This is a genomic window from Nocardia sp. X0981 (assembly GCF_977089955.1).
This window is the reverse complement of sequence record NZ_OZ372435.1, coordinates 1677646-1704212: the sequence shown is the minus strand read 5'-3', so window position 1 is coordinate 1704212 and position 26567 is coordinate 1677646. Positions and strand designations below refer to the sequence as shown.

The window sequence follows — 26567 nt, the reverse complement described above, 5'->3', positions numbered from 1 at the left end:
GCGAAGCGCACCACATTCCACATTGAGTGTTAGCTCTATCACACTGAGCTCTCAATCTAGGTAAAGGTATGCCGGAAGCGCAAGACCGGATGATGACTTTTTGGTACGTCCGTGCCTGCACCCGTGCGCGAGTTCCCCGCCCCCACGCCCGAATACGCACGTCAGGGCCCATGGGCGGAGTTCCCTACGAATACGCCGGATTCATGAGCACAACGCCCGGAGTCCACACTTCACGAGGACCGAACCGCCACCCTCTACGCTGGTGCTGTGCCGATCACACGTGCGCTCCTCAAGCTGGCAGGCAGCTGCGTACTCGCCTCCGTGCTCGTTGCCGGACTGTTGTTCCCCGTAGCCGGAGGTTTCGGATTCGTCTCGAACCGCGCCGCCGACGCCGTCGACAACGTATCCGCGGAACTGGTCGAGGGGACCGTGCCCGCCGTATCCACCATGGTCGATGCCGCCGGCAATCCGATCGCCTGGTTGTACGAGCAGCGCAGGTTCGAGGTGCCCAGCGACCAGATCTCCAACGAGATGAAGCTGGCCATCGTCTCCGTCGAAGACAAGCGCTTCGCCGACCACCACGGCGTCGACTGGCAGGGCACCATCCGCGCCTTCCTGACCAATACCAGCAGCGGTGAGGTCCAGCAGGGCGCCTCGACCATCGACCAGCAGTACGTGAAGAACTTCAACCTGCTGGTCGTCGCCAAGACCGACGCCGAGCGCCGGGCCGCCATCGAGACCACCCCCGCGCGCAAGATCCGGGAGATCCGGATGGCGCTCACCCTGGACAAGGAACTCAGCAAGGACGAGATCCTCACCCGCTACCTGAACCTGGTTCCGTTCGGCAACTCTTCCTACGGCATCCAGGACGCCGCCCAGACCTACTTCGGTATCGACGCCAAGGATCTGAACGTCGCCCAGTCGGCGATGCTGGCCGGCATGGTGCAGAGCAGTTCGAAACTGAACCCCTACACCAATCCCGAGGGGGTCACCGCCCGGCGCAACACCGTGCTGGACACCATGATCCAGAACATCCCGAGCCGGGCCGAGGAACTGCGGGCCGCCAAATCCCAGCCGCTGGGAGTGCTGCCCGAACCGAAGGGCCTGCCCCGAGGCTGTATCGCCGCCGGCGATCGCGGGTTCTTCTGCGATTACGCCCTGCAATATCTGGCCAACGCCGGCCTGAGCAAAGAACAGATCGAAAAGGGCGGCTACCTGATCCGCACCACCCTCGACCCGGCCGTCCAGGACTCGGTGAAACGAGCGGTGACCCAGAACGCCGATCCGCATCTGCCGAATATCGCCGAGGTCATGTCGCTGATCGGCCCCGGTAAGGACAAACATCCGCTGCTGGCGATGGCGAGCAGCCGCACCTACGGCCTGAACCGGGAGGCCCACGAAACCCTGCTGGCCCAGCCGTACTCGATGGTCGGCGACGGCGCCGGTTCGGTGTTCAAACTCTTCACCACGGCCGCGGCGATGGAGAAGGGGATGGGTATCAGCGCCCAGCTGGACGTGCCCGGCCGGTTCGATGCCCGCGGGATGGGTAACGGCGGCGCGCCCGGCTGCCCGCCCGATACCTACTGCGTGGAGAACGCCGGTAACTACCGTTCGCCGATGTCGGTCACCGAGGCGCTGGCCACCTCGCCGAACACCGCCTTCGTGAAGCTCATCCAGGCCGTCGGCGTGACCCCCACCGTCGATATGGCCGTCCGACTGGGTCTGCGCTCCTACACCGAGCCCGGCTCGTCCGGTTTGGAGAACAACCAGAGCCTGGCCGATATGATCAAGGGCCAGAATCTCGGTTCGTTCACCCTCGGCCCGGTGGCGATCAATCCGCTGGAGCTCTCGAACGTGGCGGCCACCCTGGCCTCCGGCGGGACCTGGTGTCCGCCCTCCCCCATCGCGGAGGTCATCGACCGCCACGGCAAACCCGTACCCCTCACCGAACAGGCCTGTGAGCAGGTGGTCGAACCGGGGCTGGCCAACACTCTCGCCAATGCCATGGGCAAGGACCACAGCGCCGGCGGTACCGCGTCCGCGGCAGCCGCCGCCACCGGCTGGAACATGCCGGTAGCGGCGAAGACGGGAACCACCGAAAGTCACCGGTCCTCGGCCTTCCTCGGCTTCACCAACTCGCTCGCGGGCGCCGTCTACGTCTACGGGGACAGCCCGACTCCCGGGGAGATCTGCTCCTTCCCGCTGCGCAACTGCCCGGCCAGCGACGCCAACGGCCTCTTCGGCGGTAACGAGCCCGCGCGAACCTGGTTCGGTGCCGTCAAAGCCGTGGCGAACGAATTCCCGCCACCGGCGCTGCCGCCGGTCGACGAGAAATATGTACGTGGCGCGGAGAACGCCCAGGTGCCGGATGTGGTAGGGATGACGGCGGGTGAGGCGACCGCCGCGCTCACCGGCGCCGGATTCAAGGTCACCTCGGTGAACGCACCCGGTTCGGCACCGAAAGGAACCGTCACCGGCTCGACACCGAACGGGTCGGCGATCCCCGGCTCGCAGGTGACGATCTACCTCAGCGACGGCACCATCCGGGAACCACCGCGTCCCGGACGGCCCGCCGCCACGACGCCGGCCGTCCCGGGACTGCCGCTGCCGCCGTTCCTACCGCCCATCCCCATTCCGGTGCCGATCCCCCGCTGATCCGCGGCGGTGCGGGCGCGGCGGATCAGAGCCGCGCCTTCACCGCCGCCGAGATCCGGGAACCGTCGGCCTTACCGGCGGCCAGCCCGGTGGCGACCTTCATGACCTGCCCCATCTGCCGCATACCCGGCCGCTCCCCCAACTCCTCGGCTACCTGAGCGATCGCGGTATCGGCGAGATCGGCCACCTCGGCGTCGGTCAGCTGAGTGGGCAGGTACTCGTCGATGATGCGGGCCTCGGCGTGCTCGTTGGCCGCCAGCTCACCGCGCCCCGCCTGGGTGTAGACCTCGGCGGCCTCGTTGCGCTTCTTCGCTTCCTTCGTCAGCACCCCGACGACCTCGGCGTCGGTGAGCTCCCTGGCTTCCTTCCCGGCGACCTCGGCCGTCTGGACGGCGGCCAGCAACATCCGCAGGGTGTTCAGTCGCAGCGAATCCTTCGCCTTCATCGCGGCGGTCATATCGGCACGTAGCCTCGATTTCAGTTCCGACATGCGCAGAACGGTAGCCGGTACGGTCCGCCACGCCCACCCGATAACCTTTTACCCCGGGCGTGTTCCTCGCTCCGGCCATCGAGTCGTTTTCCGAGGCCACGGGCCCCCGACCGGCCGTCGCGCCGGGTGATCCGCCCGCCATATCGCCGTAACTGTGGCTCAACACGCTGCGCACACCGCGTCCTGGTCACCTATGCTGGGCAAATGCCCGTGATCTCGACGTCCGCCCTGCGCCGGACCGCACTCGGCGCCGCCGGAGCCGCGGCGGCCGGAGTCGGCTACGCCTCATTGATCGAACGCAATGCCTTCGTCCTGCGCGAAGCCACCATGCCGGTGTTGCGGCCGGGGTCGGCCCCGCTGCGGGTGCTGCACATCAGCGATCTGCACATGATGCCCGGGCAGAAACTCAAACAGCAGTGGTTGCGTGAACTCGACCGGCTGGAACCGGACCTGGTGATCAACACCGGCGACAATCTGTCCCACCAGAAGGCCGTACCCGCCGTGGTGCAGTCGCTGGGCGGTCTGCTGTCGCGTCCCGGCCTGTTCGTCTTCGGCAGCAACGACTACTTCGCTCCGGTGCCGAAGAACCCGCTCAAGTACTTCGACAAGAACCACAAGCGGGTGCACGGCGCTCCGCTGCCGTGGAAGGATCTTCGCGCTGCGTTCACCGAACGCGGCTGGCTCGACCTGACCCACATCCGCCGCGATATCGAAGTGGGTGGGATCCGCATCGCCAGCGCGGGCGTCGATGATCCGCACCTACAGCGCGACCGCTACGACACCATCGCCGGCGCCCCCAACCCGCTGGCCGACCTGCGTCTCGGGCTGACCCATTCGCCGGAGCCGCGGGTGCTGGATCGCTTCGCCGAGGACGGCTACGATCTCGTCCTCGCCGGTCATACCCACGGCGGGCAGCTCTGTCTGCCGGGCTACGGCGCCCTGGTCACCAACTGCGATATCGACCGCTCCCGGGTGAAGGGTCCGTCCAAGTGGGGCGCCCACACCCGGCTGCACGTCTCGGCCGGTATCGGCACCTCCCCCTGGGCCCCGTACCGTTTCTGCTGCCGCCCCGAAGCCACCCTGCTCACACTGGTGGCGGTACCGCCCAAACGACCGGCCGCCGATTCCGGTCATGGTGTCTCGACCTCGCAGGCGGTGGCGCGGTAACCGGCACAGAGGGTCCGGGAAACCGGCCCTGAACAGGCGGTTTCATTTACGGACCGGACCTGATGTAAGCTACCTCAGGTCCGCTTCACGGGGTGTGGCGCAGCTTGGTAGCGCGCTTCGTTCGGGACGAAGAGGTCGTGGGTTCAAATCCCGCCACCCCGACTCGTGTGGTCGAGACACGATCAGACGCCCGGCTGTTTCAACAGCCGGGCGTCTTTCTCGTTGTATCCCGGCGCACCCCGAGCAGCCCGCCGGGCCGAGTTTCTCCACACCCATCCACAGCGGGACGCGCGGGCGGCCGGTACCCGCCGAACTCTTCGGCGGCAACGGGGCCGTGGCCGAGATCGAGATCACCCGCGGTGACCTGAACCAGGTGCTGCTCGATGCCGTAGCCGGAGAAAGCGCGCGGTCCGGCGGACCGGGTGCCGACTACCGGTACGGGGAGTACATCCGCGACCTGCGCGAACACCGTAACGGCGTCTCGGTGACACTCGCCTCCGGACGCACCGAGGAATACGACCTGGTGATCGGCGCCGACGGTCTGCATTCGGCAACCCGGCTACTGGCGTTCGGGCCGGAGGAACAGTTCAGCACCGGCTGGACCACCGGACGGATCGCGCTCGTCGGCGACGCGGGCTACTGCGGTTCCCCACTCAGTGGTCAAGGCACCGCGATGGCGCTGGTGGGGGCCTACATCCTGGTCGGTGAGATCGCCAGGACCCCGGACCGGCCGGCAGAAGCGCTCAGCCGCTATACGCGCCTCCTGCGCCCCTTCGTGGAAACCGCTCAGCAATTACCGCCCGGCGGGGTGAAGGGCATCACCCCGCGTACCCGGCCCGGGATCGTCGCCGCCCGAGCCCTACTGCGGGTCGCGACCTCACGCATGGCGCAACCACTCATGACCCGGATGGTTTCGCAGACCGAGAACTACGTTCTGCCCGACTATCCGGCCGGCCATACCGCGGCCACCAGATGAGCACCTCGGCCGCGGATGCGGATCCTTCATCGGAGAATCCGGCGGCCGGCCGGGTGAGGAACCCTGTTCCGCCCGGCCGCCGCGGATATCGACGCCGCCATCGCCGAGCCTCGAGCGGTTACCTTTCGCGGCTGCGGACGGTCACGTGAACTCACGCACTGTGCCGATTCCGCTGCTGAGCATCCGGAAGAGCCGATCTGTCGTTCGATGGCCGTGTGGTGGACCGGTCACCCCGCGAGACCGGTCCACCACACCGCGCCGCTGCCCATGAGCCGGTCTGTCACCCCGCGAGACAGACCGACCCACCCGGTCGCCGGCGCCGGCCCCTCCTCCCCGTAGTGATGCCGGCATCCTCCCCAGGTACCGGCATCACCGCCCCCCACCAGCGGGCCGTCGTGCCCGGCCCACCGGCCCTCCCCTACTTCGGTACGCCGGCCGGCATCCTCCCCAGGTACCGGCCGACGTCCTCCTCCCCCTTCGCCCCCCTTCGACGTGGTTCGATCACCGGCAGTGATCGAACACGCGCCGAGCTCGGTGCGACCTTCCCCGATCAGGAGACCGGTCGCGTACGGTTCCGCTCGTCACCGGGTTCTCCCCCTCCGGCGCCGGCCACTGCTTTCCCCGGACCATCGGGTAAGCGTCGGGATCCGTGCGCAGAACATCCGTTCGGTGGCGCCCGGCCCATCGGTAGCCACGGCGGGCCCGGCGGCGAACACCACGGTGGTGGTGCCGGCCGGGGCCGGGGTGGCGGTCGGCTCACTGATCATCTACGGATTCCTGTTCGCAGTGTTTCGTTCCGGTGTTCCCCGGCGTCGAAAACCACGATGCCGCCCCGTACTTGGCGCGCACTTAACGTGAACTTATAACGCTGCGAGCACGATCCGTCACGGTGCGGACAAGGTCACAGCACAGCTCGGCCGACCGTGTCCGGACCCGGGTATCTCGGGCATCATGGAGTCATCCGCTACGACAGAAGTGGGAGTGTCGATGGATACGTTGGTCCGCTGGGCTCTGGCCTGTGCGTTCTATTGGTTCGGCCTGCTGTAACCGGCACCCGGGCCGTTGCCACGCCGGCACCACCTCGGAGCCGGTGATGATCCGCCCCTGACCCGATCCGGCATCGGGCAGGGGCTTCGTGTTCACGGACTCGACTCTCGGACGGCCGAATTCCGCTCCCCCGGCGAAGCGAGCACTAAGGTGAGCGCATGGCGCGTTCGGGTGGGCTCCTGGCGGGGGTCGCGGCGATAACACTGATGGCGGGATACGTATTCGCGGCGCATGCGCACGCCGCGCCCACCGCACCGGCAGCCGAATGCCAGGTGTCCTCGGGGCGGGACCCGGCCCGGGCGACACCGGAACAGGCAGGTTTCGACCCGGATCGCCTCGCCGACGCCCTGGCCTTCGCGGCGGGACGGAACCGGCTCAACATCAAAGTTTTCCGGAGCAACTGCCTCGTCGGCGAAGGCCCGCACAACCACCTCACCGATCATGTCGCCTGGAATGTGTGGAGTGTGACCAAGAGCGTGGTCTCGCTGCTCACCGGAATCGCGGCGGATCGCGGCCTGGTGGATATCGCGGCCCCGATCGACCGGTACCTTCCGCCGGGCCTGGGTGACGGACAGCGGCGGGCCATCACGGTCGAGAACCTGCTCACCGAGACTTCCGGTATGCGCACCGGCGTGGTCACCGAGGGGCTCACCGGAGCCGTCCCCATCGACCCCAACAGCGCGGTCCAGGCCTTGGGTGTACCGCTGGATCACGACCCCGGCACCGTGTTCACCTACAGCCAGCGTGCGGTGGACCTGCTCTCCTACGTCCTCGAGCTGGCCGTGGGGGAACCGCTGCAGCAATTCGCCCAGCGAGAGCTCTTCACACCGCTGGGTATCGAGCGCGGCGACTGGTACTGGGCGCGGGACCGTTCCGGCCACACCTACGGGTACGCGCATCTGCTGATCCCGCCGGACGATCTGGCCAAACTGGGTCTGCTGTTGGCCGAGGAAGGCGAGTGGGACGGCCGGCGGATCGTCTCCGCGGGTTACCTGTCCCGCGCGACCACTCCCACCCCCACCAATCCCTGCTACGGGTACCTGTTCTGGACCGGGCCCGGCTGCGCCGAGAACGCCTCGTTCCTACCGCCGGACACCTACGCGATGGCCGGTGTGGGTCTGCAGAACGTCTTCGTCGTTCCCAGCCTGGACCTCGTGGTGGTATGGACCGGAGCCTTCGGGAATGTGAGCAGGTACGGCCCGGCGGGCGTCATCGCGCACCCCGGCGAACTGCCGCACGAATTCTTCCGCCGGCTCATGGCCGCTTTCCGCGAACCCCCGATCCCCGATCCGGGACCCTATGTGGAACCGCCGCTGGAAGTGGACCCGAACGCCTATATCGATACCGATATCCTGCTGGCGGTCTTCGGGCTCGGCGATTCGGCCTACCCCGGCTGTACCGTCTTCGCCTGCCTCGGCGAACCCCTGGCGGCGCCGTTCGCCGATGCCCCGCCCGGGTGCGCGCTCCTGGTCTGCCTGGGACCGGATCCGCGCACACCGGGCATCCGCTGAATCGTCAGCGGTCGGCGAGCAGCACCTCCGCGATCTGAATGGTGTTCAGGGCGGCGCCCTTACGGAGGTTGTCGCCGGAGATGAACAGCGCCAGTCCGCGGCCGTCGGGCACACCCGGATCCTGCCGGATCCGCCCGACCAGGGACTCGTCCTTACCGGCCGCCGCGAGCGGGGTCGGCACATCGACCAGCTCCACCCCGGGCGCCTTCGCCAGGATTTCCCGGGCACGCTGCACCGAGAGCGGATCGGCGAATTCGGCGTTCACCGACAGCGAGTGGCCGGTGAACACCGGTACCCGGACGCAGGTACCACTGACCAGCAGGTCCGGCAGGCCGAGGATCTTACGGCTCTCGTTGCGCAGCTTCTGGTCCTCGTCGGTCTCACCGGAACCGTCGTCGACCAGCGACCCCGCCAATGCCAGGACATTGAAGGCGATCGGGGCCACGTATTTGTTCGGGGCCGGGAAGTCCACGGCGCCGCCGTCGTGGGTGAGTTTCTCGGCATCGCCGATCACCGCACGGGTCTGTGAGGCGAGTTCCTCGACCCCGGCCAGACCACTGCCGGAAACCGCCTGATAGCTGGATACGATGAGCCGCCGCAACCCGGCGGCGTCGTGCAGCGGTTTGAGCACCGGCATGGCGGCCATGGTCGTGCAATTGGGATTGGCGATGATGCCTTTGACCAGGTTGCGCGTCTGTTCCGGGTTGACCTCGCTGACCACCAGCGGAACTTCCGGATCCTTGCGCCACGCGGAGGAATTGTCGATCACCGTGACCCCGGCGGCGGCGAACCGCGGCGCCTGCACCCGCGACATGGTGGCGCCTGCGGAGAACAGCGCGATATCCAGTCCGGTGGGGTCCGCTGTTTCGGTGTCCTCCACCACGACCTCGCCGCCGCGCCACGGCAGCTTCTTACCGGCCGAACGCGCCGAGGCGAAGAACCGCACCTCGTCGGCCGGGAAATCGCGTTCTTCGAGGAGTTTGCGCATCACGGCGCCCACCTGACCGGTAGCGCCGACCACACCTACCCGTACACCCATGGTTATCGCCCCGTTCCGGCGTGGACGACGGCGACCTCGTCACCGCCGAGATCGAAGGCACGGTGCAGGACCTGCACGGCGTCGTCGAGTTCGGTGTCCTTGACCAGTACCGAGATACGGATCTCGGAGGTGGAGATGAGGTCGATATTGATACCGGCCTCGGCCAACGCCTCACAGAAGGTGGCGGTGACGCCCGGATGGCTCTTCATACCGGCGCCGACCAGCGATACCTTGCCGATGTGGTCGTCGTAGAGCACCTGGGAGAAGCCGATATCGCCCTGGTGCTTGGTCAGCAGCTCCACCGCCCGCGTGCCATCCGATTTGGGGAGGGTGAAGGTGATATCGGTCTTACCGGTCTCCACCTTGGAGATGTTCTGCAGGACCATATCGATGTTGATCTCGGCCTCGGCCACGTAACGGAACACCTTGGCCGCGTATCCCGGTTCGTCCGGTAGCCCGACCACGGTCACCTTGGCCTCGCTGCGGTCGTGCGCGACGCCCGTGAGGATTGCTTGTTCCAAGGGGATGTCCTCCATCGATCCGTATACGTAGGTGCCCTGCTTGTCGGTATAGGACGAACGCACGTGCACGGGCACGTTGTAGCGGCGTGCGTATTCGACGCAGCGCAGCATCAGCACTTTGGACCCGCAGGCCGCCATCTCCAGCATCTCCTCGTAGGAGACCTGTTCGAGCTTCTGCGCGTCGCTCACGATGCGCGGATCGGCGGTGAACACTCCGTCCACGTCGGTGTAGATCTCGCAGACATCGGCATCCAGCGCGGCGGCCAGGGCGACGGCGGTGGTATCGGAACCACCACGTCCCAGCGTGGTCACGTCCTTGCTGTCCTGGCTGACGCCCTGGAAGCCGGCGACGAGCACGATGGTGCCTTCGTCCAGGGCTTCCCGCAGCCGGCCCGGCGTCACATCGATGATCTTGGCCTTACCGTGCACGGAGGTCGTGATCACACCGGCCTGGGAGCCGGTGAAGGACCGCGCCTCGGCGCCGAGGGTGTGGATGGCCATGGCCACCAGCGCGTTGGAGATACGTTCACCGGAGGTGAGCAGCATATCCATCTCCCGGGCCGGCGGCGCGGGAGAGACCTGTTCGGCCAGGTCGAGCAGTTCATCGGTGGTGTCGCCCATGGCCGAGCAGACCACGACCACATCGTGGCCCTGCTTCTTCGTCTCGACGATCCGTTCGGCGACGCGCCGGATCCGGTCGGCCGAAGCGACCGAGGATCCTCCATACTTCTGGACAACGAGTGCCACGAGGGGTCCTCCAATGTCGGCGAACAGGCGATCAGTGCACTAGCGTACCGATGCCGGCGCGCCGGTTCCGGCAGTATCCGCCCTGGCTGTGGAATAAACCACAGCCGCGTGACATCACGTTTACTCTGCCGCGTACCCACTCGTCGCGCCCGGGGTGCGACGAGCGGGTACACCGGGCTCAGGCACGGTCGAACCAGGTGACCTGCGCCCCGTTACCGAACTCCCGCCGTTGCACCGGAGCGAAGGAGGTGGGCCGGAACGCGCCGTTGAACACCGGCACGCCGGTACCGGCCGATACCGGATAGCTCTTGATGATCAGCTGGTCGATTTCATCGATCAGCGCACCCGCGAGCTTGCCGCCGCCGCAGAGCCAGATGTCCTTGCCCTCCTCCTGCCCGAGCCGCCGCACCAGTTCGACCGGATCGGTGCGGACCAGCTCCACCGCGGGGTCGCCGGTCTTTTCCAGCGTGGTCGAGACCACGTACTGCTTCAGGTGGGGGTACGGATTCGCAACCCCTGCCCGGAGGCCCGATTCGTAGGTGCCGCGGCCCATCAGCACGGTGTCCCAGTGCTGGTTGGGAGTGTCGAGCGGAAGGCCGACGAGCTCGCGTATATGAGTCGGCACGGATTCGGGGTAGCGGGCGTTGATCCACTCCACCATGTCCTCGGTCACCGGATAGAAGTCGGCTTCCCCATCCGGACCGGCGATGTAGCCGTCGAGGGATACGGCCACGTAGTAGACGAGCTTTCGCACGAGGTACCACCTTGTTCGTAGTACTATATTTAGAGTGGTTTGAATGTAGTACTACAGATGGAGTGGTGTCAATATGAGGACGAATCCCGAGCGCCGCAATGCGCTGACCGATGCCGCGATCGAGGTGCTGGCCTCCGACGGCGCGCGCGGCCTCACCTTCCGAGCGGTGGACAAGGCGGCGGGCGTACCCCCCGGCACCGCGTCGAACTATTTCGACTCCCGTGACGACCTGCTCGTCCAGGTGGGCAGCCGGTTCTACGAACGACTGGAACCCAGCGCGGCCACCATGGCACAGGTTCACGAGGGCCCCCGGACCAAAGAGAACATCACCGGGCTGATGACCGACGTCGTGGCCCGGATCGGGGCATTCCGCACCGGCTACCTCGCCATGCTCGAACTGCGACTGGAGGCGACCCGCCGGCCGGAACTGCGAGCCCTGCTCACCGAGCGGGTCCGCGCAGATATCGAGTTCAATGTCCGCAACCACCTCGACTCGGGAATGCCGGGCGACGAGGAGTCGGTACTACTGCTGTACCTCGCCCTGAATTGGCTCGTTGTGGAACAACTCACACTGCCGGATATTTTCACCCCCGAGCGGCAGCAGGAATTGATCCGGGTGGCCGTGGATCGAGTAATAGCGCAGCCGCAAGGGTTGTGATATCTGACACCGCCGCCGAATAATGGGAACCATGATGGCGAATGTCGGAGATCGGTTGCACGTGCACGGGCACACCGTCGGCCAGAGCGATCACGAAGGGGAGATCGTCGAAGTACGGGGGCCGGATGGCACACCGCCGTACATCGTGCGTTTCGACGACGGTCACGAATCCCTGGTCTTCCCCGGACCGGACGCGACGGTCGAACGCCCGAGCTGAGCCCGTCCGCACGGCTCGGCCGTGCGGACGCACGGCGCACACCCGCCGGCTCCGATCGCGGGTGGCGCACCCACCCACCGCCGGGTCGCCCGGCCCTTCAGCGTGTTGACGATCACGTAACCCTCTAGGACAATTGTGTCCTATTCGTAATAACCGGGGGCCGTGAGGAATCAATGCGTACGAAGACCGATATCAGATTCGACGTCGAGGCCGACCCCTCCCAGGTTATGGACGCGTTACTGGCGGTCGAGATGTTCTCCGAATGGTCGCCCGACTTCGCGGACACGCGGGTGGCCACCCGAGACGAGGAAGGCCGTCCGCGCCGGGTCTTCATCCAGGTCTCCGTCACCAACACTCCCGATATGCAGGTGTGGGAGTTCGACTGGTCGGACAGCCGGATGTCCTGGGAGGTCTCCGACAGCACCCGCGGTATCCGGGGCGGTGGCTCCTTCGAGGTCACCGCGACCGAGAACGGAAGCGAAGTACTCCTCCACGTCGAGCAGTACATGCCGCTGCCGATACCGGGGTTCCTGCTGAAAAAAGCGATACGCAGGTCCTACGAGACGATGGCACAGAACTTCGTCGCCTACGCCGAGCAGTTCCCGGAGTCGGAAACCTACGACCTGGTCTGAGCCCCCTACGCTACGGCCCGGGGTTCGCGCCGCCGGGCAGCGGCCAGAGCTCCGCTCTCAGACATCCCGCTTCCGGGCGAGATGGCGCGCCGTGCTGTGATGCGGTGTGGGACCGTAGGCCGAAGGCGCCACCTTCACCCCGGAGCGGACCGATTCGCGGATCTGATCCACGTTCTCCCGGATCATGTCCGAAACGAGCTCGTCGGTGCGCGGGTCGGCCAGCACCTGGAACAAGATGCGGAAAACGGTATCGGCCACCAGGCGGATGATCTCGTCGTGGAAAGGGATGTAGCGGACCCGGCCGGTCTGGGGGTCGTTCTTGATCATCTCGAGGATCATCTCGTCGAGCTCGGCCCGATTCTCGTCCAGCGCCGCCGCGATATTGCGGGTGTAATGGCCGGTACGCAGTACCGCGGTGACCTCCTCCATGATCGCGATGGTCATCGGCCGCTTGATGACCTCCACGATCGTGCCCACGGAATGATTGACGACCGCCGCGGTGACGCGATCACCGAAGACCCGATCGGCCACTCGGGCCAACCGCACCAGGATCACGACGATACGCAGTAGCCGGAAGGCCCGGAAGAACGGACTGGTCACCGGAATCATGCCGAGGACCTCGTACCAGTAGACGAACGGATAGGTCCACGGCCAGCCCGCCCGACGCCAACGCCACAGGAACTCGGCCGCGAAAACCGCGCAGATCGCGTAGTCGGCGATGACGATATAGCGGTAGGTATCCGGTGCGACATCGAAGAAAGTGACCCAGCAGACCAGCACCACCGAGCCCACCGCGAGGGCCAGCATCACGAAGTCGGTCCACAGAGCAGGGGGTTTCCTGGGGAACTCCTCCGGTTCATCGGTACCGGGTGCCGGAGGCATGCCGAGCTCCGTGGACGGCGGTGTTGACACCTGCATTCCCTTCGACGCCGAAAGATCGCGCTCCAGTATTACTCGCCGTCCCCCGTCCGGCCTCCCGGATACGCGGGCACGCGGGGCCACGGGCCACCGCCGGCGAGATCCGGCCACACGGGCTAACGGCCCGCGCGGAGGATCGCTTCGATATTGCGCTCGGCCAGTGCCGTGATGGTGAGCGACGGGTTGACCGTGGCCGTGCTGCCGGGGATCGCCGCGCCATCCATGACATAGAGGCCACGATGCCCGTGCACCCGGCCGTAGGCGTCTGTCGCCTTCCCCAGGACCGCGCCACCCAGGGGATGCGCGGTGAACAGCGCGTTGGCGTCGTAGCCCAGGGCGCCGTACTCGGCCAGCGCGCCGGCCCGTTCCGCGATACGCCGATCGACCGCACGAGCCGCCGCCATCACCTCGTCCTGCGCCTTCCGCGGCCAGGCGATACCCACCCCGCCCGTGGCGGGGTCGTAGCCGAACCGGGCACGGGTGGGATCGAGGACCATGGCGAGGGAGGCCAGTGCGCCCGTCTCGAACGGAATACCCGGGATGTACCAGTTCTCCAGGGTGAGCGCCGCACCGCTGTCGTCGAAGATCCGGCTGGCACTCGGCACGCCCTGACCGTTGCCGGCGATCGAGCTCGCCCCGCGGGCCAGCACCACATCACCGTTGGTGCCCCAGCCGTCGCCGATATGCTCGTTCAGGTTCGGCAGCGCGCCGGTCTCCCGGGCCCGTACCAGCAGTTCGGAGGTTCCGATCGACCCGGCACCGAGGAACAACTTGTCGCAGGTGAGGGTGCGGGTGCCGAGTACCGCACCGGTGGGGTGCAGTTTGCTCACCCGCACCACGAAGCGGCCGTCGGATTCCTGGGCGATGGAGTCGACCCGATGGCCTGGGAAGATCGCCGCCTTACCGGTGGCCGTGGCCTCTTTCAGATAATTCTGGTTGAGGTCGAATTTCGCGCCGTTGGAGTTGCCGAGATTGCTGCGGCCCACCGTCGCCGAAGGCCGGGTGGTACCGGCGAGTTCGCCGCGCACCACATCCCAGGTGAAGATGGAATCGTTCGGCACCGGTTGGTAGCCGGCCTTGCGTACCTGCTCGTCCCAGGCCCGGGAATGGGTGAACGGCGCGGAGTGGTAGATATCGGCGGGCATCGGGTCCAGCCGCAGCATGGCGCGCACCCGGGGGTAGTAGATCCGCTCCAGTTCCCCGTAGTCGACCACTCCGCCGAAGACGTGATCGAAGAGCCGCCGCTCCGGCGCGATCATCGCCCCGGTGAAGATCACTGAACCACCACCCACCGCGGCGGCGCGCCAGACATCGATACCCGGGTATCTCGTGCAGTCCAGCACTCCGCCGAAATCGGCGAACTGCATAGGCACCTTGGTGACCCCGGTGAAGCTCGTGGCATGCCAGAAACCGCGCCCGTCGGGCAGATCGTCGCCGGTGAAGATCTCGCGCCACGGATCGGTGGGCCATCGGGAACCGCGCTCGAGCACCGTGGTGGCGACCCCCGCCCGCGCCAGCCGCAGCGCCGTCACCGACGCGCCGAAACCGGATCCCACGACGATGGCCTCGGTGTGTTCCGGGGCATCGGGAACTTCGGCGAAGATCTCCGGGACCCATTGGGCGAACAATTCGTGCCAGAGCGGTTGGGCCGTGGCGCGCGGGGCCAGAAGTTTCGGTGCGGGTACCGCCGCCCCTATCGCTCCGACGAGAGCAGCCGCCCCCGCGGCCTTGAAAAGGGCACGCCTATCCACCCGGGACACCTCTCTTGAATGCATACTGCGCAGGGGATGGTACCGGCGTCCGGCGTCTTCGGCCACTTCTGGTCTCGGTGAACGAAGCTGTCACGCAGGCTTTCCGAATGGTCAGCCGAAGAGCAGCCGGATCACCGCGAGAGTGCCGACGACCACGATCACGGCCCGCAGAGCCGTGGGCGGCAGCCGCCGGCCGACCTTGGCGCCCAGCTGCCCCCCGATGATCGCGCCGGCCGCGATCAACGCGACCACCGTCCAGTGCACCTCGGCGATCACGATGAAGATGACCGCGGACAAACCGTTGGTCAGTAGCGCGAGCACATTCTTGACCGCGTTGAGGCGCTGGAGTTCGTCGTGCACGAAAACGCCGAGCAGGGCCAGCAGCAGCACACCCTGGGCGGCGCCGAAATAGCCGCCGTAGATACCGGTGCCGAAAATGGTGGCCAGCAGGAGCGGGCCGCCGTGCGCTGGAACGCTGTCCGATTCACGCTGCCGCCGCCGGACCCACGCCGACAACCGAGGTTGGGCCACCACCAGTACGAGGGCGGCGATGATGAGCACCGGGACGATGGCCGTGAACGCTCCCTCGGGCAGGGTCAGCAGCAGGACCGCGCCGACCGCCGCACCCAGCAGCGAAGCCGAGCTGTACCGCAGCACCCTGGCCCGCTGTCCGGCCAGTTCCCGGCGGTACCCGATGGCCCCGCTCAGCGACCCCGGGACCAGGCCGATCGTATTCGACACATTCGCCGTGACCGGCGGCAACCCGATGGCCAGCAGCACCGGGAAGGTGATGAGCGTCCCGGACCCGACGACGGTGTTGATCCCGCCCGCGGCGATACCCGCTCCGAAAACGGCCAGCATCTCCAGCCAAGTCATGCTCGAACCCTCGACCTTTCCGGACCGGCGTCCGGTCACTCGCAATCCTGACCAGGGACGCTAGCGCCCGGTCCCCCGGCGGTCGCGACGGGCCCGGAGGGGGTAGCGCAGCGTGACACCCGCAGGGACCCGCGAGCGCCACGAACAACACAGCGACCGCGACGGGACTGCGCGACGGACCTGGGCGGGTAGCGCAGCATCACCGCACAGGGACCCACGACCGGCTCGCGCCGGGGCCGGGGCCGGGGCCGGGGCCGGGGCCGGGGCCGGGGCCGGGGCCGGGAATATCTTCGTGACCAGCGTTGATAAGTGCAAGAGACCTCCTCATACGAGGTCCCGCCCGTGCCCTCCGAAACCGGAACGGGGAACACGCCCGCTCCCGACCGCCTTGGCAGCGCCCCGAACGGAGGAGGTAGACTCACTCAGGTCATGCAGCGGGCACTTCTTCTCAGCCGCCGCGACGGGGTCTGATCGGACCGGCTCCCGTCGCGGGGTTCCGCCGCGCCGGTCGACCCAACTCGGGAAAAACCTCACTCACGGAGAAATCGCATGTCACCCGCTGACGCCTTCGTATCCGGCACGCGCACCATCACCGCGCCTGCCAAGCCCGCGCCCGCCGACCAGCCCGCGTGGAACAAGCAGAAGAACTCGTCCCTGCCGGTCTTCCGTTACCAGCCGTTCGCGGAAGAAATCGAACCCGTCACGCTCCCCGATCGCACCTGGCCCGACAAGGTCATCGATCGCGCCCCCGGCTGGTGCGCTGTCGACCTGCGCGACGGGAACCAGGCGCTGATCGATCCGATGAGCCCCGCCCGGAAACGACGCATGTTCGATCTGCTGGTGCGGATGGGCTACAAGGAGATCGAGGTCGGTTTCCCCTCGGCCAGCCAGACCGATTACGACTTCGTCCGGGAGATCATCGAGGACGGGGCCATCCCCGACGATGTCACCATTCAGGTACTCACCCAGTGCCGTCCCGAACTGATCGAGCGCACCTTCGAGGCCTGCTCGGGTGCCGCGAACGTGATCGTGCACTTCTACAACTCGACTTCCATCCTGCAGCGGCAGGTCGTGTTCCGGGCCGATCGCGCGGCGGTCCGCAAGATCGCCACCGACGCGGCCCGGCTGTGCCTGGAGATCGAGCAGCGCTATCCGGAGACGAATTGGCGTTACGAGTACAGCCCGGAGTCCTATACCGGCACCGAGCTGGAATATGCCAAAGAGGTGTGCGACGCGGTCTCCGAGATCATCGCGCCGACGCCGGAGAAACCACTGATCATCAACCTGCCCGCGACGGTGGAGATGGCGACGCCGAACGTCTACGCGGATTCCATCGAATGGATGCACCGCAACCTCGCCCGGCGTGATTCGATCGTCCTGTCGCTGCACCCGCACAACGACCGTGGTACGGCGGTGGCCGCCGCGGAGCTCGGATATCAGGCCGGTGCCGACCGGATCGAGGGCTGCCTGTTCGGCAACGGCGAACGGACCGGCAACGTATGCCTGGTGACGCTGGGAATGAACCTGTTCTCCCAGGGCGTGGACCCGCAGATCAACTTCTCCGATATCGACGAGATCCGCCGCACCGTGGAGTACTGCAACCAGCTGCCGGTGCACGAACGGCACCCCTACGGCGGCGATCTGGTGTACACCGCGTTCTCCGGCAGCCATCAGGACGCGATCAACAAGGGCTTGGACGCGATGAAGGCGAAGGCCGACGCGACCGGCGCCGATGTGGACGATATCTCCTGGGAGGTGCCCTACCTGCCGATCGACCCGAAGGATGTCGGCCGGACCTACGAGGCCGTTATCCGGGTCAACTCGCAGTCCGGTAAGGGCGGCGTGGCCTACATCATGAAAACCGATCACGGGCTGGTGCTGCCGCGCCGGTTGCAGATCGAGTTCTCGCAGGTCGTCCAGCAGATCACCGACGGCGAGGGCGGCGAGGTGACGCCCAAAGAGATGTGGGATGTTTTCGCCGACGAATACCTGAACCCCCTCCTGCCGCTGGAGCGGATGCGCCAGAAGGTGACCGCGGCCGAAACCGACGGCGGCACCGACTCCATCACCGCGGTGGTCAAGGTGAACGGGGTCGAGCAGGAGGTCACCGGTAGCGGTAACGGTCCGCTCGCGGCGTTCGTCGATGCCATCGCGGCGGTCGGCTACCAGGTGGAGGTGCTCGACTATTCCGAGCACGCGCTGTCCGCCGGTGACGATGCCCAGGCCGCGGCCTATGTGGAATGCGCGATCGGGGACCGCATCGTCTGGGGTGTCGGTATCGCCACCTCGATCACCACGGCTTCGCTGCGCGCGGTTGTCTCGGCGGTGAACCGGGCCGCGAAGCGGTAGCCGCTCCGGTTCATCGCATTCGGCCGCCGTACCCGTGTGGGTACGGCGGCCGAATGCGGTAAACCGCCCGACATGCGATACCTCCCGCACCTGCTAGCGTTGGTCTGGACTCCACGCCGCCGAGCTCTCTGCTCGAAAAACCCGAGCAGATGGGGGAACTGTGACAACTGACGAACACGACCCGACTTCCAAGCCCTGGCCCCCGGGTCAACCGGCGGATACCGCCAGCGGTGGCGGCGAAACGGAAGTCGCGCAACCCGCGGACGCGGTGAGCGCCGATCCCGAGCCGGTCGGCGGACCCGATTCCGCCGGTGACGCCGATCCCGCGCCCGGTGCGAACGAGCTTCCGGTCGCCGATTCGGAAAAAGGCGACACCGCGGGTCCGCAGGCATCCGTTCCCGGCGATATCGCCGGCCCGGCAGCGGGCAACGACGCACCGGAAGAGCAGCAGCCGGCCGCTGCCGCCGAACCGGCCCCATGGGACGGGCAGAACGGGTTCGCGCCACCGCCGGAGGCACAGGTCCCGGCGGGCAACGGCCCCCTGTACGGCGACGCACCGGTCGGTGGCTTCGCGCCACCGGCGCCGGTCGGGCAGTTCAGCGCACCCGCCGCGCCGGAGCAGTTCCCGGCGCACGGCAGCGGCCAGTTCCAGCAGCCGGACCCCGGCCGATTCCAGGCGCAGAACACCGGTTACGGCAGCGGCCAGTACCCACAGCCGGACTCCGGCGCCGGATACCCCGGTAGCCAGTTCCAGCAGCCGGACCCGAACCAGGCCCAGGCCGCGAACACCGGCTACGGCAGCGGGCAATACCCTCAGCCGGATCCGAATCAGTTCCAGGCCGCCGCGCCGGGACCGGCCCAGTTCGATCAGCCCGACCCCTTCGCGCTGCCGCAGGCGGCGAACGGCGGGCAAGCCGCGGTTGCGGGTGCGAATCCTTATCCGGCCCAAGTTGATCCACAACAACAGTTCTTCGCCCCGCCCGGCCCCGGTGGCCCGGGCCCGGAAGGCGCCGGCCAGTTCACTCCGCCCCCCGGCACCGATCAGCAGCCCGGTGGTTACGCACCACCCGGCGCGCCCGATGCCGGGCAGGGAGCCGCACCGGCAGGTGAACCGTCCGGCGGTCCGATCTACAGCTGGGCGCCGCCGCCGATACCGGCCGCGCCGCCCGTGCAGCAACCGCCGTATCAGCAGGCCGCGCCGGCGCACAATCCGCCGACCGGGCAGTTCCAGCAACCGAACTGGGGCGCGGGCGCCGATCAGCAGCCACCCGCGCAACCGCCCCAGCAGGTCGCGCAGCCGGGGCAGCAGCAGTTCCAGCCGCAGCATATGCCCGAACCCGGACAGCTCGGGCATTCGGTCAACGATCTGAATCTGCTCAAGCGGGCGCGCAAAGCGCCGCGCGGCGGTTGGCGGCGGGCGGTACACAAGGTGTCGCGCGGGGTCATCAACCCCGGCGAGTCGGCCGCCGATGTGGTGCACCGCGATCTGGTGAGCCGAGTGAACGCCCCGGTCTACGGTGATTTCCGGATCGCCATCCTCTCGCTCAAGGGTGGGGTCGGCAAAACCACCACCACGGTCGGCCTGGGCGCCACCTTCGCCTCCCTGCGCGGCGACCGGGTCATCGCGATCGACGCCAATCCGGACCTGGGTACCCTGGCCCACCGGGTGCCCAGGCAGACCCGCTCCACGGTCCGTAATCTGCTGGAAGACCAGAACATCACGCGCTATTCGGATGTGCGGGCCCATACCTCGCAATCGCCGAGCCGGCTGGAAGTACTGGCCAGCGAACAGGATCCGGCGGTTTCGGAGGCGTTCAGCGAGGCGGATTATCGCCGGGCCATCGGGATCCTGCAGTCGTTCTACAACATCATCCTCACCGATTGCGGTACCGGCCTGATGCATTCGGCCATGGCCGGGGTGCTCGATATGGCGAGTTCGCTGGTGCTGGTGACCTCACCCGCCATCGACGGTGCACGCAGCGCCTCGGCCACCCTGGATTGGCTGGACTATCACGGTTATTCACATCTGGTGAAGCAGACCGTGGTGGTGGTGAACGCTTCGCGGCGTGGCTCCACCTCGGTGAACCTGGATCACCTGCGCCGGCTGTTCCTGGATCGCACCCGCGCCGTGCAGGTGGTTCCCTTCGACGATCATCTCGCCGAGGGCGCGGAGATCGATCTGGAGCTGGTGAGCAAGCCGACCCGGCAGGCGCTGCTGGAATTGGCCGCCATGGTCGCCGACGATTTCGCCAATGTCGAGGGCTACCCGTACGGCAACCGCTACTGATCCGGGGGCGGTTCGGCGGTGACGCGCCGGGCCGCCGCCGCGAACGATTCCAGTACCGCGGCGATGGCGGGCCGGCTGTGGGCGCGCGGCCTGGTGACCAGGTCGTAGAGCCGGGCCGCGCGGACCCCGGACAGCCTCAGCTGGCACAGTCCGGGGTGGGTGACCACATAGCGCGGCATCAGCGCCACCCCGTACCCGGCGGCCACCAGTGTTTCGATCATCCGGAAATCGTTGAGGCGCTGTACGATACGCGGCTCCACACCGGTGATCGTGGCGATCGAGCGCAGTACGTCGTCGACCGGGAAGCCGCCGCGCACACTCAGCCAGGCCTCTTCGGCGAGTTCCTCGGCCGATACGGTGGGCTTTCCGGCCAGTGGATGGTCCGGGGCCACCAGCACATCGATGGGTTCTCGCATGAGCACCCGTGAGCTCACTCGCGGACCGGCGACCGGCGCCGCGCGTTCGTCGCGATGGGTCAGGACGATATCGTAGTCGGCGAGCAGCCGGGGTGTCTCGTGCGGCGGTACGTCCTCGTCCCCGGCCACGATCTCCACCCCGCTACCCGCCATCGCGGGCAGGACATGGGGTAGTAGCAGCGCACCACCGGAGGGGAACACCCCGACCCGGACCTGTCCGTGCGGGGAGCCGCGATAGTGCGCCATCTCGGCGACCGCGCGGTCGAGCGCGGCGAGTACCTCGTCGGCCCGGACCACCAGCGCCTGCCCGGCGTCGGTGAGCCGTATACGGCGGCCGCTGGGTTCGAGGAGTGTGACGCCCGCCTCCCTGGCCAGCACCTTCAACTGTTGTGATACCGCCGACGGCGTCAGGGACAGTGCCGCGGCGACCGCGCCGACCGTACCGCGGTCGGCGAATTCCCGCAGGATACGCAGCCGTTCCACGGACAGTGACGTAATGCCGCTCATGATCAAGCAATACTAAATCGTCCGTACACAACAATTCGATTGTCCTCACAGTTCGCCCCCACCCACGATGGGTCGGTGACCTCCCGTGACCGTCTGCTCGCCTCGACCGTCGTCCTCCTGTGGGGCCTGAATTTCCTGGCTATCCGCGTGGGGCTCGACCACCTGCCGCCGTTCTTCTTCGCGGCGGCGAGGTTCGCGGTGATCGCGGTACCGGTGCTGCTGTTCGTTCCGCGACCGGCGGTCCGTACGCGCTGGATCCTGCTCTACGGGGCCGGATTCGGCATTCTGCAGTTCGCTTTCCTGTTCACCGCCATGCATGTGGGTATGCCGACGGGGCTGGCCTCGCTGGTGCTGCAGTCCTCGGCGCCGTTCACGGTGCTGCTCGGCGCTGTCCTGCTGCGAGAACGATTGCGGCCGAAGCAGTTCGCCGGGCTCGGCGTGGCGGTCGCGGGAATGGCACTGATCGGCTGGAACCAGTTCGCCCACGCGGCACTGCTACCGGTACTGCTCACCCTGGCGGCCGGATTCGGCTGGGCCCTGGGGAATATCGGTGCCCGCCAAGCGACCGTCGAGGCACCGGGGAGCAACCCGCTGCACCTGACCCTGTGGATCACGGCTGTACCGGTACTTCCGTTGTTCGGGCTTTCGCTGGTTCTGGAGGGCCCGGCGACCGGCGCACGGGCACTGGCGGACACGTTCACCGCCGACGGTTGGCCGGCCCTGGTGGCGCTGGCCTACACCGTCGTGCTCGCGACGGTGGTCGGATCCGGGCTGTGGACCTACCTGATGAGCCGGTACCCCGCGGGCAGCGTGGCGCCGCTGTCGCTACTCGTCCCGGTGGTCGGCTTCACCTCGGCGTGGCTCTTCCTGGGCGAAACACCCGCGCCGCTCAGCTTGGCCGGCGGGGTGGTGGTGATCGTCGGCGCGTTCGTGGCCACGAGCACCCCGCGACAGGGCGGCGCACCCACCTCGGAACCGGCCGGCGCGCACCACCCGGCTTCGCTACCGGTCGTGGCACGCTGAGCGGCCGGGCCGCGGCGGGCGATGCACCGGGAAGCGCAGCGCCCGTTTAGAGTATGGCCCGAGCGACACAGCTGATCCGGGTTAGGCAGTAGTAGACATATGGCACAAGATCGGCAGCCCGCGCCGTCATCCGATCGGCGAGCCGGCGTGGGGGGCGGAGCCCTTTCCCGGCGCACCGTATTGCGGGCCACCGCGGCCGCGGGCATCGGGGCACTGGCCGCCGGGACACTACCGGGACGTACGGCCCACGCCACCCCGCGGGCCCGGGTCGCCGTGCTGGGTGGTGGGGTGGCCGGGCTCACCGCGGCCCACGAACTCGCCGAACGCGGTTTCGCCGTCACCGTCTACGAGCGCCGGGCGCTCGGCGGCAAAGCACGCAGTATGCCGGTGCCCGGTAGCGGGACCGACGGCCGCCCCGACCTGCCCGGCGAGCACGGGTTCCGCTTCTTTCCCGGCTTCTACCAGCACATCCCCGATACCATGCGGCGAATCCCGTTCGGGGAAAACCCCAATGGGGTCTGGGACAATCTGGCCTCGGTCCCCGACGCCCGGTTCTCCCGGGCCGGCGGGGAGGATATCCGGACACCACTGGGCTTCACCCATATGGCCGCCGCGACTCCGGAGGGGATGCGCGAAAGCCTCGCCTCCATGATCTCCACCACCCTGAAGATGCCGGCCACCGAGGGCCTGTTCTTCGCGAACCGGCTGCTGGTGTTCAACACCAGTTGCGACGCCCGCCGCTTCGGGCAGTGGGAGCACACTTCCTGGGCGGAGTTCGTGGGCGCCCACCAGCGGTCGCACGAGTTCCGTGCCCTGGTGTCGCGAACGCTCACCAGCCTGCTGGTCGCGGCGAAAGACGAATTGGCCAGTGTGCGAACCATCGGGACCATGGGCGAGCAGTTCCTCGGGAACCCGCTGCAGATAGGCAACGACGGCGATCTCGACCGAGTACTCGACGGGCCGACCAATACCGCCTGGATCGATCCCTGGGTCGCGCGGCTGCGTGAACTCGGGGTCCGGTTCGAGGTGGGTGCGGAGGTGCGGGGGCTGGAGGTCCGGGACCGGCGGATCACCGGCGCGCGGGTCGTCACCGGCGCCGGGGAACAGACCGTGACAGCGGATCATTTCGTGGTGGCACTGCCCGCCGAACGTGCCCGTGACCTGTGGAACGCCGATATCCTCGACGCCTGGCCGGAACTGGCCGCGATGAGCACGCTGTACACGGACTGGATGAGCGGGATCCAGTTCTATCTGCGCCGCCGGCCGGAGCTCGGGGGCGGTCATACCGCCTATATCGACTCACCCTGGTCACTCACCTCCATCGCGCAGAACACCCTGTGGGCGCGCAAACTGCCCGAATACGGGGACGGCACCGTCCTGGACTGCCTATCGGTGGACATCTCGGATTGGAACACCCCCGGCATCCTGTTCGGCAAAACCGCCAAGGAATGCACCCATGAGGAGATCGCCCGCGAGACCTGGGCACAGATCCTCGCGCATCTCAACGACAGCACCGAAATACTGCGCGAGGCGGACCTGCACTCGTGGTTCCTCGACCCCGGTATCCGCTGGGACAGCGCCCGCGGGGAGAACACCAACGCCGATCCACTGCTGATCAATACCGCCGGCTCGTGGGAGGCCCGGCCGCAACCGCACGGTGGTGTGGAGAATCTCTACTTGGCCGGTGACTACGTACGGACCAATATCGACCTCGCCACAATGGAAGGCGCCAACGAATCCGCCAGAGCGGCGGTGAACGCCCTGCTGGACGTCACCGGATCGGATGCGCCGCGCTGCCGGACATACACCCTCTACCGCGCTCCCGAACTCGAACCGTTGCGCCGCGCCGACGCGGACCACTACGCCGCCGGGCGGCCGAACATGTTCGATATCCCGTTCTGAACCGTTCCCCGCGGACGGTCCACATGCTGCCGGTGGCGGTCGTCCCGGAGCCCGGATATCACCGGGGTGTGAACTGTCGCGCGTGCCGTCAGCGCGGTGGCGGCCGATCACTAGACTGCGCGGCGTGGCAGATATATCGGTGCGAGGGCGAATAGCTCTCGGAGTGGCCGGAGCGGCGGCGTGGGCCTCACGCCGGGCCGGCCGGGGCAACGGATCGATGATCGGCGGCTTACTGGCGCTGCGCATCGATCCCCAGATCATGAACCGGCTGGGACGGGGGCGGCGCACTGTGCTGATCACCGGGACCAACGGCAAATCCACCACCACCCGGATGACCACCGCCGCGTTGAGCACCCTCGGGGAGGTGGCCACCCAGGCCGACGGCGCGAATATGGACGCGGGCATCGTCTCCGCGCTCAACGTGCACCGGAACGCGCCGCTGGCCGCGATCGAGGTGGACGAACTACATCTGCCGCATGTCACCGATTCGCTGAAACCCGAAGCCGTGGTGCTGCTGAACCTGAGCCGCGACCAGCTGGACCGGGTCGGCGAGATCAATATGATCGAGCGCCGGCTGCGCTCGGGCCTGGCCCGGCATCCCGATACGGTCGTCATCGCCAACTGCGACGACGTCCTGGTCACCTCCATCGCCTACGACCACCCGAACGTCGTGTGGGTGGCGGCGGGCAGCGGCTGGGCGATGGATGCCACCAGCTGCCCACGCAGTGGCGAACCGATCCTCTGGGAGGGTGCGCACTGGCGCAGCACCGGCGCCGATTTCTCCCGCCCGAAGCCGGACTGGTGGCTCGACGGTGACAAACTCTGCGGCCCGGAGGGGTTCCGCGTGCCGCTGCGGCTGGCACTGCCCGGCCGGGCCAACCGCGGTAACGCCGCGCAGGCCGTGGCCGCCGCGGTGGCCCTGGGCGCGGACGCGGAGCAGGCCTGCGCCGCCACGGGCACCGTGCAGGAGATCGCGGGCCGGTACCGGACCGTGGAGGTCGGCGAACACGCCGCCCGGCTGCTACTGGCCAAGAACCCGGCCGGCTGGCAGGAAGCGCTGTCCATGATCGACCACTCGGCCGCCGGCCTGGTGATCGCGGTGAACGGGCAGGTCCCCGACGGTGAGGACCTGTCCTGGCTGTGGGATGTGCGGTTCGAGCATTTCGAGGACGTGCAGGTGGTGGCGTCCGGCGAACGTGCCACCGATCTCGCGGTACGGCTGACCTACGCCGGGGTCGCCCATACGACGGTGCCGGACCCGGTGCAGGCCATCGCCTCCTGCCCGGCCGGCCGGGTCGAGGTGCTGGCCAACTACACGGCCTTCCGTGATCTCAACCGGGACCTTCAGGAGCGGGCGAAATGAGTGAATCGACGGTCCGGATCGGACTGGTCCTGCCCGATGTGATGGGCACCTACGGTGACGGCGGTAACGCGCTGGTGTTGCGCCAGCGGCTGCGCCTGCGCGATATCGACGCCGAGATCGTGGAAATCACCCTGCCCGACCCGGTGCCGGACTCACTGGACGTCTACACCCTCGGCGGCGCCGAGGATTCGGCGCAGCGGCTGGCCACCCGTCACCTGCTGCGCTATCCGGGTTTGCAGACCGCGGCCGGACGCGGTGCCCCGGTGCTGGCGATCTGCGCGGCCATCCAGGTTCTGGGCCGCTGGTACGAAACCTCCAGCGGCGAACGTGTGGAGGGTGTCGGGCTGCTGGACGCCACCACTTCCCCGCGGCAGTGCCGCGCCATCGGCGAGGTGACCACCACACCGCTGATCGACGGCCTGTCCGCCCCACTCACCGGTTTCGAGAACCACCGCGGCGGTACCAGCCTCGGCCCGGATGCCACGGGCCTGGCCAAGGTGACCCGAGGTATCGGCAACGGTGTCGGGGACGGGCTGGAAGGAGTGGTACAGGGCTCGGTCCTGGGCACCTACATGCACGGTCCCGCCCTGGCCCGCAACCCGGAGCTGGCCGACCACCTGCTGTGCCGTGCCCTGGGCGTGGACTCGCTCCCACCCCTGGACCTCCCCGAAGTGGCCCAACTCCGCCGCGAACGCCTCCGCGCCTGAGCTCACCCCACCTCCCCCAGACGATCCCCCCATGGTCGGGGCCCGCCCCGGGTC

Annotated in this window: 21 protein-coding genes and 1 tRNA gene; 14 read left to right on the top strand and 8 right to left on the bottom strand. The window is 67.7% G+C overall.

Going from position 1 to position 26567, the window contains the following annotated elements:
- Positions 1 to 267 precede the first annotated feature (267 nt).
- Positions 268 to 2655 (top strand): penicillin-binding protein, encoded by a 2388-nt coding sequence (locus ACYR7D_RS07480; RefSeq protein WP_459548889.1) that lies wholly within the window; start codon positions 268 to 270, stop codon positions 2653 to 2655.
- 25 nt (positions 2656 to 2680) lie between these two features.
- On the opposite strand, the gene ACYR7D_RS07475 is transcribed toward ACYR7D_RS07480, so the two are convergent.
- On the bottom strand, positions 2681 to 3145 hold the full coding sequence (locus ACYR7D_RS07475; RefSeq protein ID WP_459548888.1) for a GatB/YqeY domain-containing protein: 465 nt from the start codon (positions 3143 to 3145) through the stop codon (positions 2681 to 2683).
- Positions 3146 to 3349: 204 nt separating this feature from the next.
- On the opposite strand from ACYR7D_RS07475, the gene ACYR7D_RS07470 reads away from it, so the two are divergent.
- The 4 genes from ACYR7D_RS07470 to ACYR7D_RS07455 all read left to right on the top strand — a co-directional run bounded on the left by ACYR7D_RS07470 (position 3350) and on the right by ACYR7D_RS07455 (position 7846).
- Positions 3350 to 4312: a metallophosphoesterase gene (locus ACYR7D_RS07470; protein ID WP_459548887.1), complete on the top strand. Its 963-nt coding sequence runs from the start codon at positions 3350 to 3352 to the stop codon at positions 4310 to 4312.
- Positions 4313 to 4400: 88 nt separating this feature from the next.
- Positions 4401 to 4474: transfer RNA gene (locus tag ACYR7D_RS07465), tRNA-Pro, on the top strand.
- A gap of 172 nt (positions 4475 to 4646) precedes the next feature.
- Positions 4647 to 5288 carry a Rossmann-fold NAD(P)-binding domain-containing protein gene (locus tag ACYR7D_RS07460; protein WP_459548886.1) on the top strand — a complete coding sequence of 214 codons (642 nt, stop codon included), beginning with the start codon at positions 4647 to 4649 and terminating at the stop codon, positions 5286 to 5288.
- Between the two features lie 1205 nt (positions 5289 to 6493).
- Positions 6494 to 7846 carry a serine hydrolase domain-containing protein gene (locus tag ACYR7D_RS07455; RefSeq protein ID WP_459548885.1) on the top strand — a complete coding sequence of 451 codons (1353 nt, stop codon included), beginning with the start codon at positions 6494 to 6496 and terminating at the stop codon, positions 7844 to 7846.
- Between the two features lie 4 nt (positions 7847 to 7850).
- Here ACYR7D_RS07455 and ACYR7D_RS07450 read toward each other — a convergent pair whose 3' ends face one another.
- The 3 genes from ACYR7D_RS07450 to ACYR7D_RS07440 all read right to left on the bottom strand — a co-directional run bounded on the left by ACYR7D_RS07450 (position 7851) and on the right by ACYR7D_RS07440 (position 10907).
- A complete protein-coding gene (locus ACYR7D_RS07450; RefSeq protein ID WP_459548884.1) occupies positions 7851 to 8885 on the bottom strand; it encodes an aspartate-semialdehyde dehydrogenase in 1035 nt (344 codons plus the stop codon).
- A gap of 2 nt (positions 8886 to 8887) precedes the next feature.
- Positions 8888 to 10153, bottom strand: a complete 1266-nt coding sequence (locus ACYR7D_RS07445) for an aspartate kinase (protein ID WP_459548883.1) — start codon at positions 10151 to 10153, stop codon at positions 8888 to 8890.
- Positions 10154 to 10331: 178 nt separating this feature from the next.
- Positions 10332 to 10907 (bottom strand): dihydrofolate reductase family protein, encoded by a 576-nt coding sequence (locus ACYR7D_RS07440; protein WP_459548882.1) that lies wholly within the window; start codon positions 10905 to 10907, stop codon positions 10332 to 10334.
- A 73-nt stretch (positions 10908 to 10980) separates the two neighbouring features.
- On the opposite strand from ACYR7D_RS07440, the gene ACYR7D_RS07435 reads away from it, so the two are divergent.
- From ACYR7D_RS07435 to ACYR7D_RS07425, 3 genes are all read left to right on the top strand, one after another.
- Positions 10981 to 11565, top strand: a complete 585-nt coding sequence (locus ACYR7D_RS07435; protein ID WP_459548881.1) for a TetR/AcrR family transcriptional regulator — start codon at positions 10981 to 10983, stop codon at positions 11563 to 11565.
- A 31-nt stretch (positions 11566 to 11596) separates the two neighbouring features.
- Positions 11597 to 11782 carry a DUF1918 domain-containing protein gene (locus ACYR7D_RS07430; protein WP_459548880.1) on the top strand — a complete coding sequence of 62 codons (186 nt, stop codon included), beginning with the start codon at positions 11597 to 11599 and terminating at the stop codon, positions 11780 to 11782.
- Positions 11783 to 11955: 173 nt separating this feature from the next.
- Positions 11956 to 12414 (top strand): SRPBCC family protein, encoded by a 459-nt coding sequence (locus tag ACYR7D_RS07425; protein WP_459548879.1) that lies wholly within the window; start codon positions 11956 to 11958, stop codon positions 12412 to 12414.
- Between the two features lie 57 nt (positions 12415 to 12471).
- Here the strand turns inward: ACYR7D_RS07425 and ACYR7D_RS07420 are convergent, their stop codons facing one another.
- The 3 genes from ACYR7D_RS07420 to ACYR7D_RS07410 all read right to left on the bottom strand — a co-directional run bounded on the left by ACYR7D_RS07420 (position 12472) and on the right by ACYR7D_RS07410 (position 15959).
- Entirely contained in the window at positions 12472 to 13296 is an 825-nt protein-coding gene (locus tag ACYR7D_RS07420; protein WP_459548878.1) for an ion transporter, read from the bottom strand.
- 152 nt (positions 13297 to 13448) lie between these two features.
- Positions 13449 to 15083 (bottom strand): GMC oxidoreductase, encoded by a 1635-nt coding sequence (locus tag ACYR7D_RS07415; protein ID WP_459548877.1) that lies wholly within the window; start codon positions 15081 to 15083, stop codon positions 13449 to 13451.
- A 111-nt stretch (positions 15084 to 15194) separates the two neighbouring features.
- Complete coding sequence (locus tag ACYR7D_RS07410) at positions 15195 to 15959, bottom strand: sulfite exporter TauE/SafE family protein (protein ID WP_459548876.1); 765 nt, start codon at positions 15957 to 15959, stop codon at positions 15195 to 15197.
- A gap of 549 nt (positions 15960 to 16508) precedes the next feature.
- On the opposite strand from ACYR7D_RS07410, the gene leuA reads away from it, so the two are divergent.
- A complete protein-coding gene (gene leuA / locus ACYR7D_RS07405) occupies positions 16509 to 18308 on the top strand; it encodes a 2-isopropylmalate synthase (protein WP_459548875.1) in 1800 nt (599 codons plus the stop codon).
- Positions 18309 to 18468: 160 nt separating this feature from the next.
- Positions 18469 to 20595 carry a nucleotide-binding protein gene (locus ACYR7D_RS07400; protein WP_459548874.1) on the top strand — a complete coding sequence of 709 codons (2127 nt, stop codon included), beginning with the start codon at positions 18469 to 18471 and terminating at the stop codon, positions 20593 to 20595.
- Here ACYR7D_RS07400 and ACYR7D_RS07395 read toward each other — a convergent pair.
- Positions 20589 to 21500, bottom strand: coding sequence for a LysR family transcriptional regulator (locus ACYR7D_RS07395; protein ID WP_459550067.1), 912 nt, complete (start codon positions 21498 to 21500; stop codon positions 20589 to 20591). The genes ACYR7D_RS07400 and ACYR7D_RS07395 overlap by 7 nt on opposite strands.
- A gap of 93 nt (positions 21501 to 21593) precedes the next feature.
- Between ACYR7D_RS07395 and ACYR7D_RS07390 the strand changes: the two genes are divergently transcribed.
- The 4 genes from ACYR7D_RS07390 (at position 21594) to ACYR7D_RS07375 (ending at position 26513) form a co-directional block, all read left to right on the top strand.
- Positions 21594 to 22541: an EamA family transporter gene (locus ACYR7D_RS07390; protein ID WP_459548873.1), complete on the top strand. Its 948-nt coding sequence runs from the start codon at positions 21594 to 21596 to the stop codon at positions 22539 to 22541.
- Positions 22542 to 22640: 99 nt separating this feature from the next.
- On the top strand, positions 22641 to 24443 hold the full coding sequence (locus ACYR7D_RS07385; RefSeq protein WP_459548872.1) for a hydroxysqualene dehydroxylase: 1803 nt from the start codon (positions 22641 to 22643) through the stop codon (positions 24441 to 24443).
- A 124-nt stretch (positions 24444 to 24567) separates the two neighbouring features.
- Positions 24568 to 25806, top strand: a complete 1239-nt coding sequence (locus tag ACYR7D_RS07380; RefSeq protein WP_459548871.1) for a MurT ligase domain-containing protein — start codon at positions 24568 to 24570, stop codon at positions 25804 to 25806.
- A complete protein-coding gene (locus ACYR7D_RS07375; RefSeq protein ID WP_459548870.1) occupies positions 25803 to 26513 on the top strand; it encodes a type 1 glutamine amidotransferase in 711 nt (236 codons plus the stop codon). Before ACYR7D_RS07380 ends, ACYR7D_RS07375 begins: the two co-directional genes overlap by 4 nt.
- Positions 26514 to 26567: the final 54 nt, after the last annotated feature.

What these genes read in the sequence shown, in the direction of transcription:
- ACYR7D_RS07475 (WP_459548888.1), bottom strand. Translation starts at nt 3,145, where the DNA reads ATGTCGGAACTGAAATCGAGGCTACGTGCCGATATGACCGCCGCGATG.
- ACYR7D_RS07470 (WP_459548887.1), top strand. Translation starts at nt 3,350, where the DNA reads ATGCCCGTGATCTCGACGTCCGCCCTGCGCCGGACCGCACTCGGCGCC.
- ACYR7D_RS07455 (WP_459548885.1), top strand. Translation starts at nt 6,494, where the DNA reads ATGGCGCGTTCGGGTGGGCTCCTGGCGGGGGTCGCGGCGATAACACTG.
- ACYR7D_RS07450 (WP_459548884.1), bottom strand. Translation starts at nt 8,885, where the DNA reads ATGGGTGTACGGGTAGGTGTGGTCGGCGCTACCGGTCAGGTGGGCGCC.
- ACYR7D_RS07435 (WP_459548881.1), top strand. Translation starts at nt 10,981, where the DNA reads ATGAGGACGAATCCCGAGCGCCGCAATGCGCTGACCGATGCCGCGATC.
- ACYR7D_RS07430 (WP_459548880.1), top strand. Translation starts at nt 11,597, where the DNA reads ATGATGGCGAATGTCGGAGATCGGTTGCACGTGCACGGGCACACCGTC.
- ACYR7D_RS07425 (WP_459548879.1), top strand. Translation starts at nt 11,956, where the DNA reads ATGCGTACGAAGACCGATATCAGATTCGACGTCGAGGCCGACCCCTCC.
- ACYR7D_RS07420 (WP_459548878.1), bottom strand. Translation starts at nt 13,296, where the DNA reads ATGCCTCCGGCACCCGGTACCGATGAACCGGAGGAGTTCCCCAGGAAA.
- ACYR7D_RS07410 (WP_459548876.1), bottom strand. Translation starts at nt 15,959, where the DNA reads ATGACTTGGCTGGAGATGCTGGCCGTTTTCGGAGCGGGTATCGCCGCG.
- leuA (WP_459548875.1), top strand. Translation starts at nt 16,509, where the DNA reads ATGTCACCCGCTGACGCCTTCGTATCCGGCACGCGCACCATCACCGCG.
- ACYR7D_RS07385 (WP_459548872.1), top strand. Translation starts at nt 22,641, where the DNA reads ATGGCACAAGATCGGCAGCCCGCGCCGTCATCCGATCGGCGAGCCGGC.
- ACYR7D_RS07375 (WP_459548870.1), top strand. Translation starts at nt 25,803, where the DNA reads ATGAGTGAATCGACGGTCCGGATCGGACTGGTCCTGCCCGATGTGATG.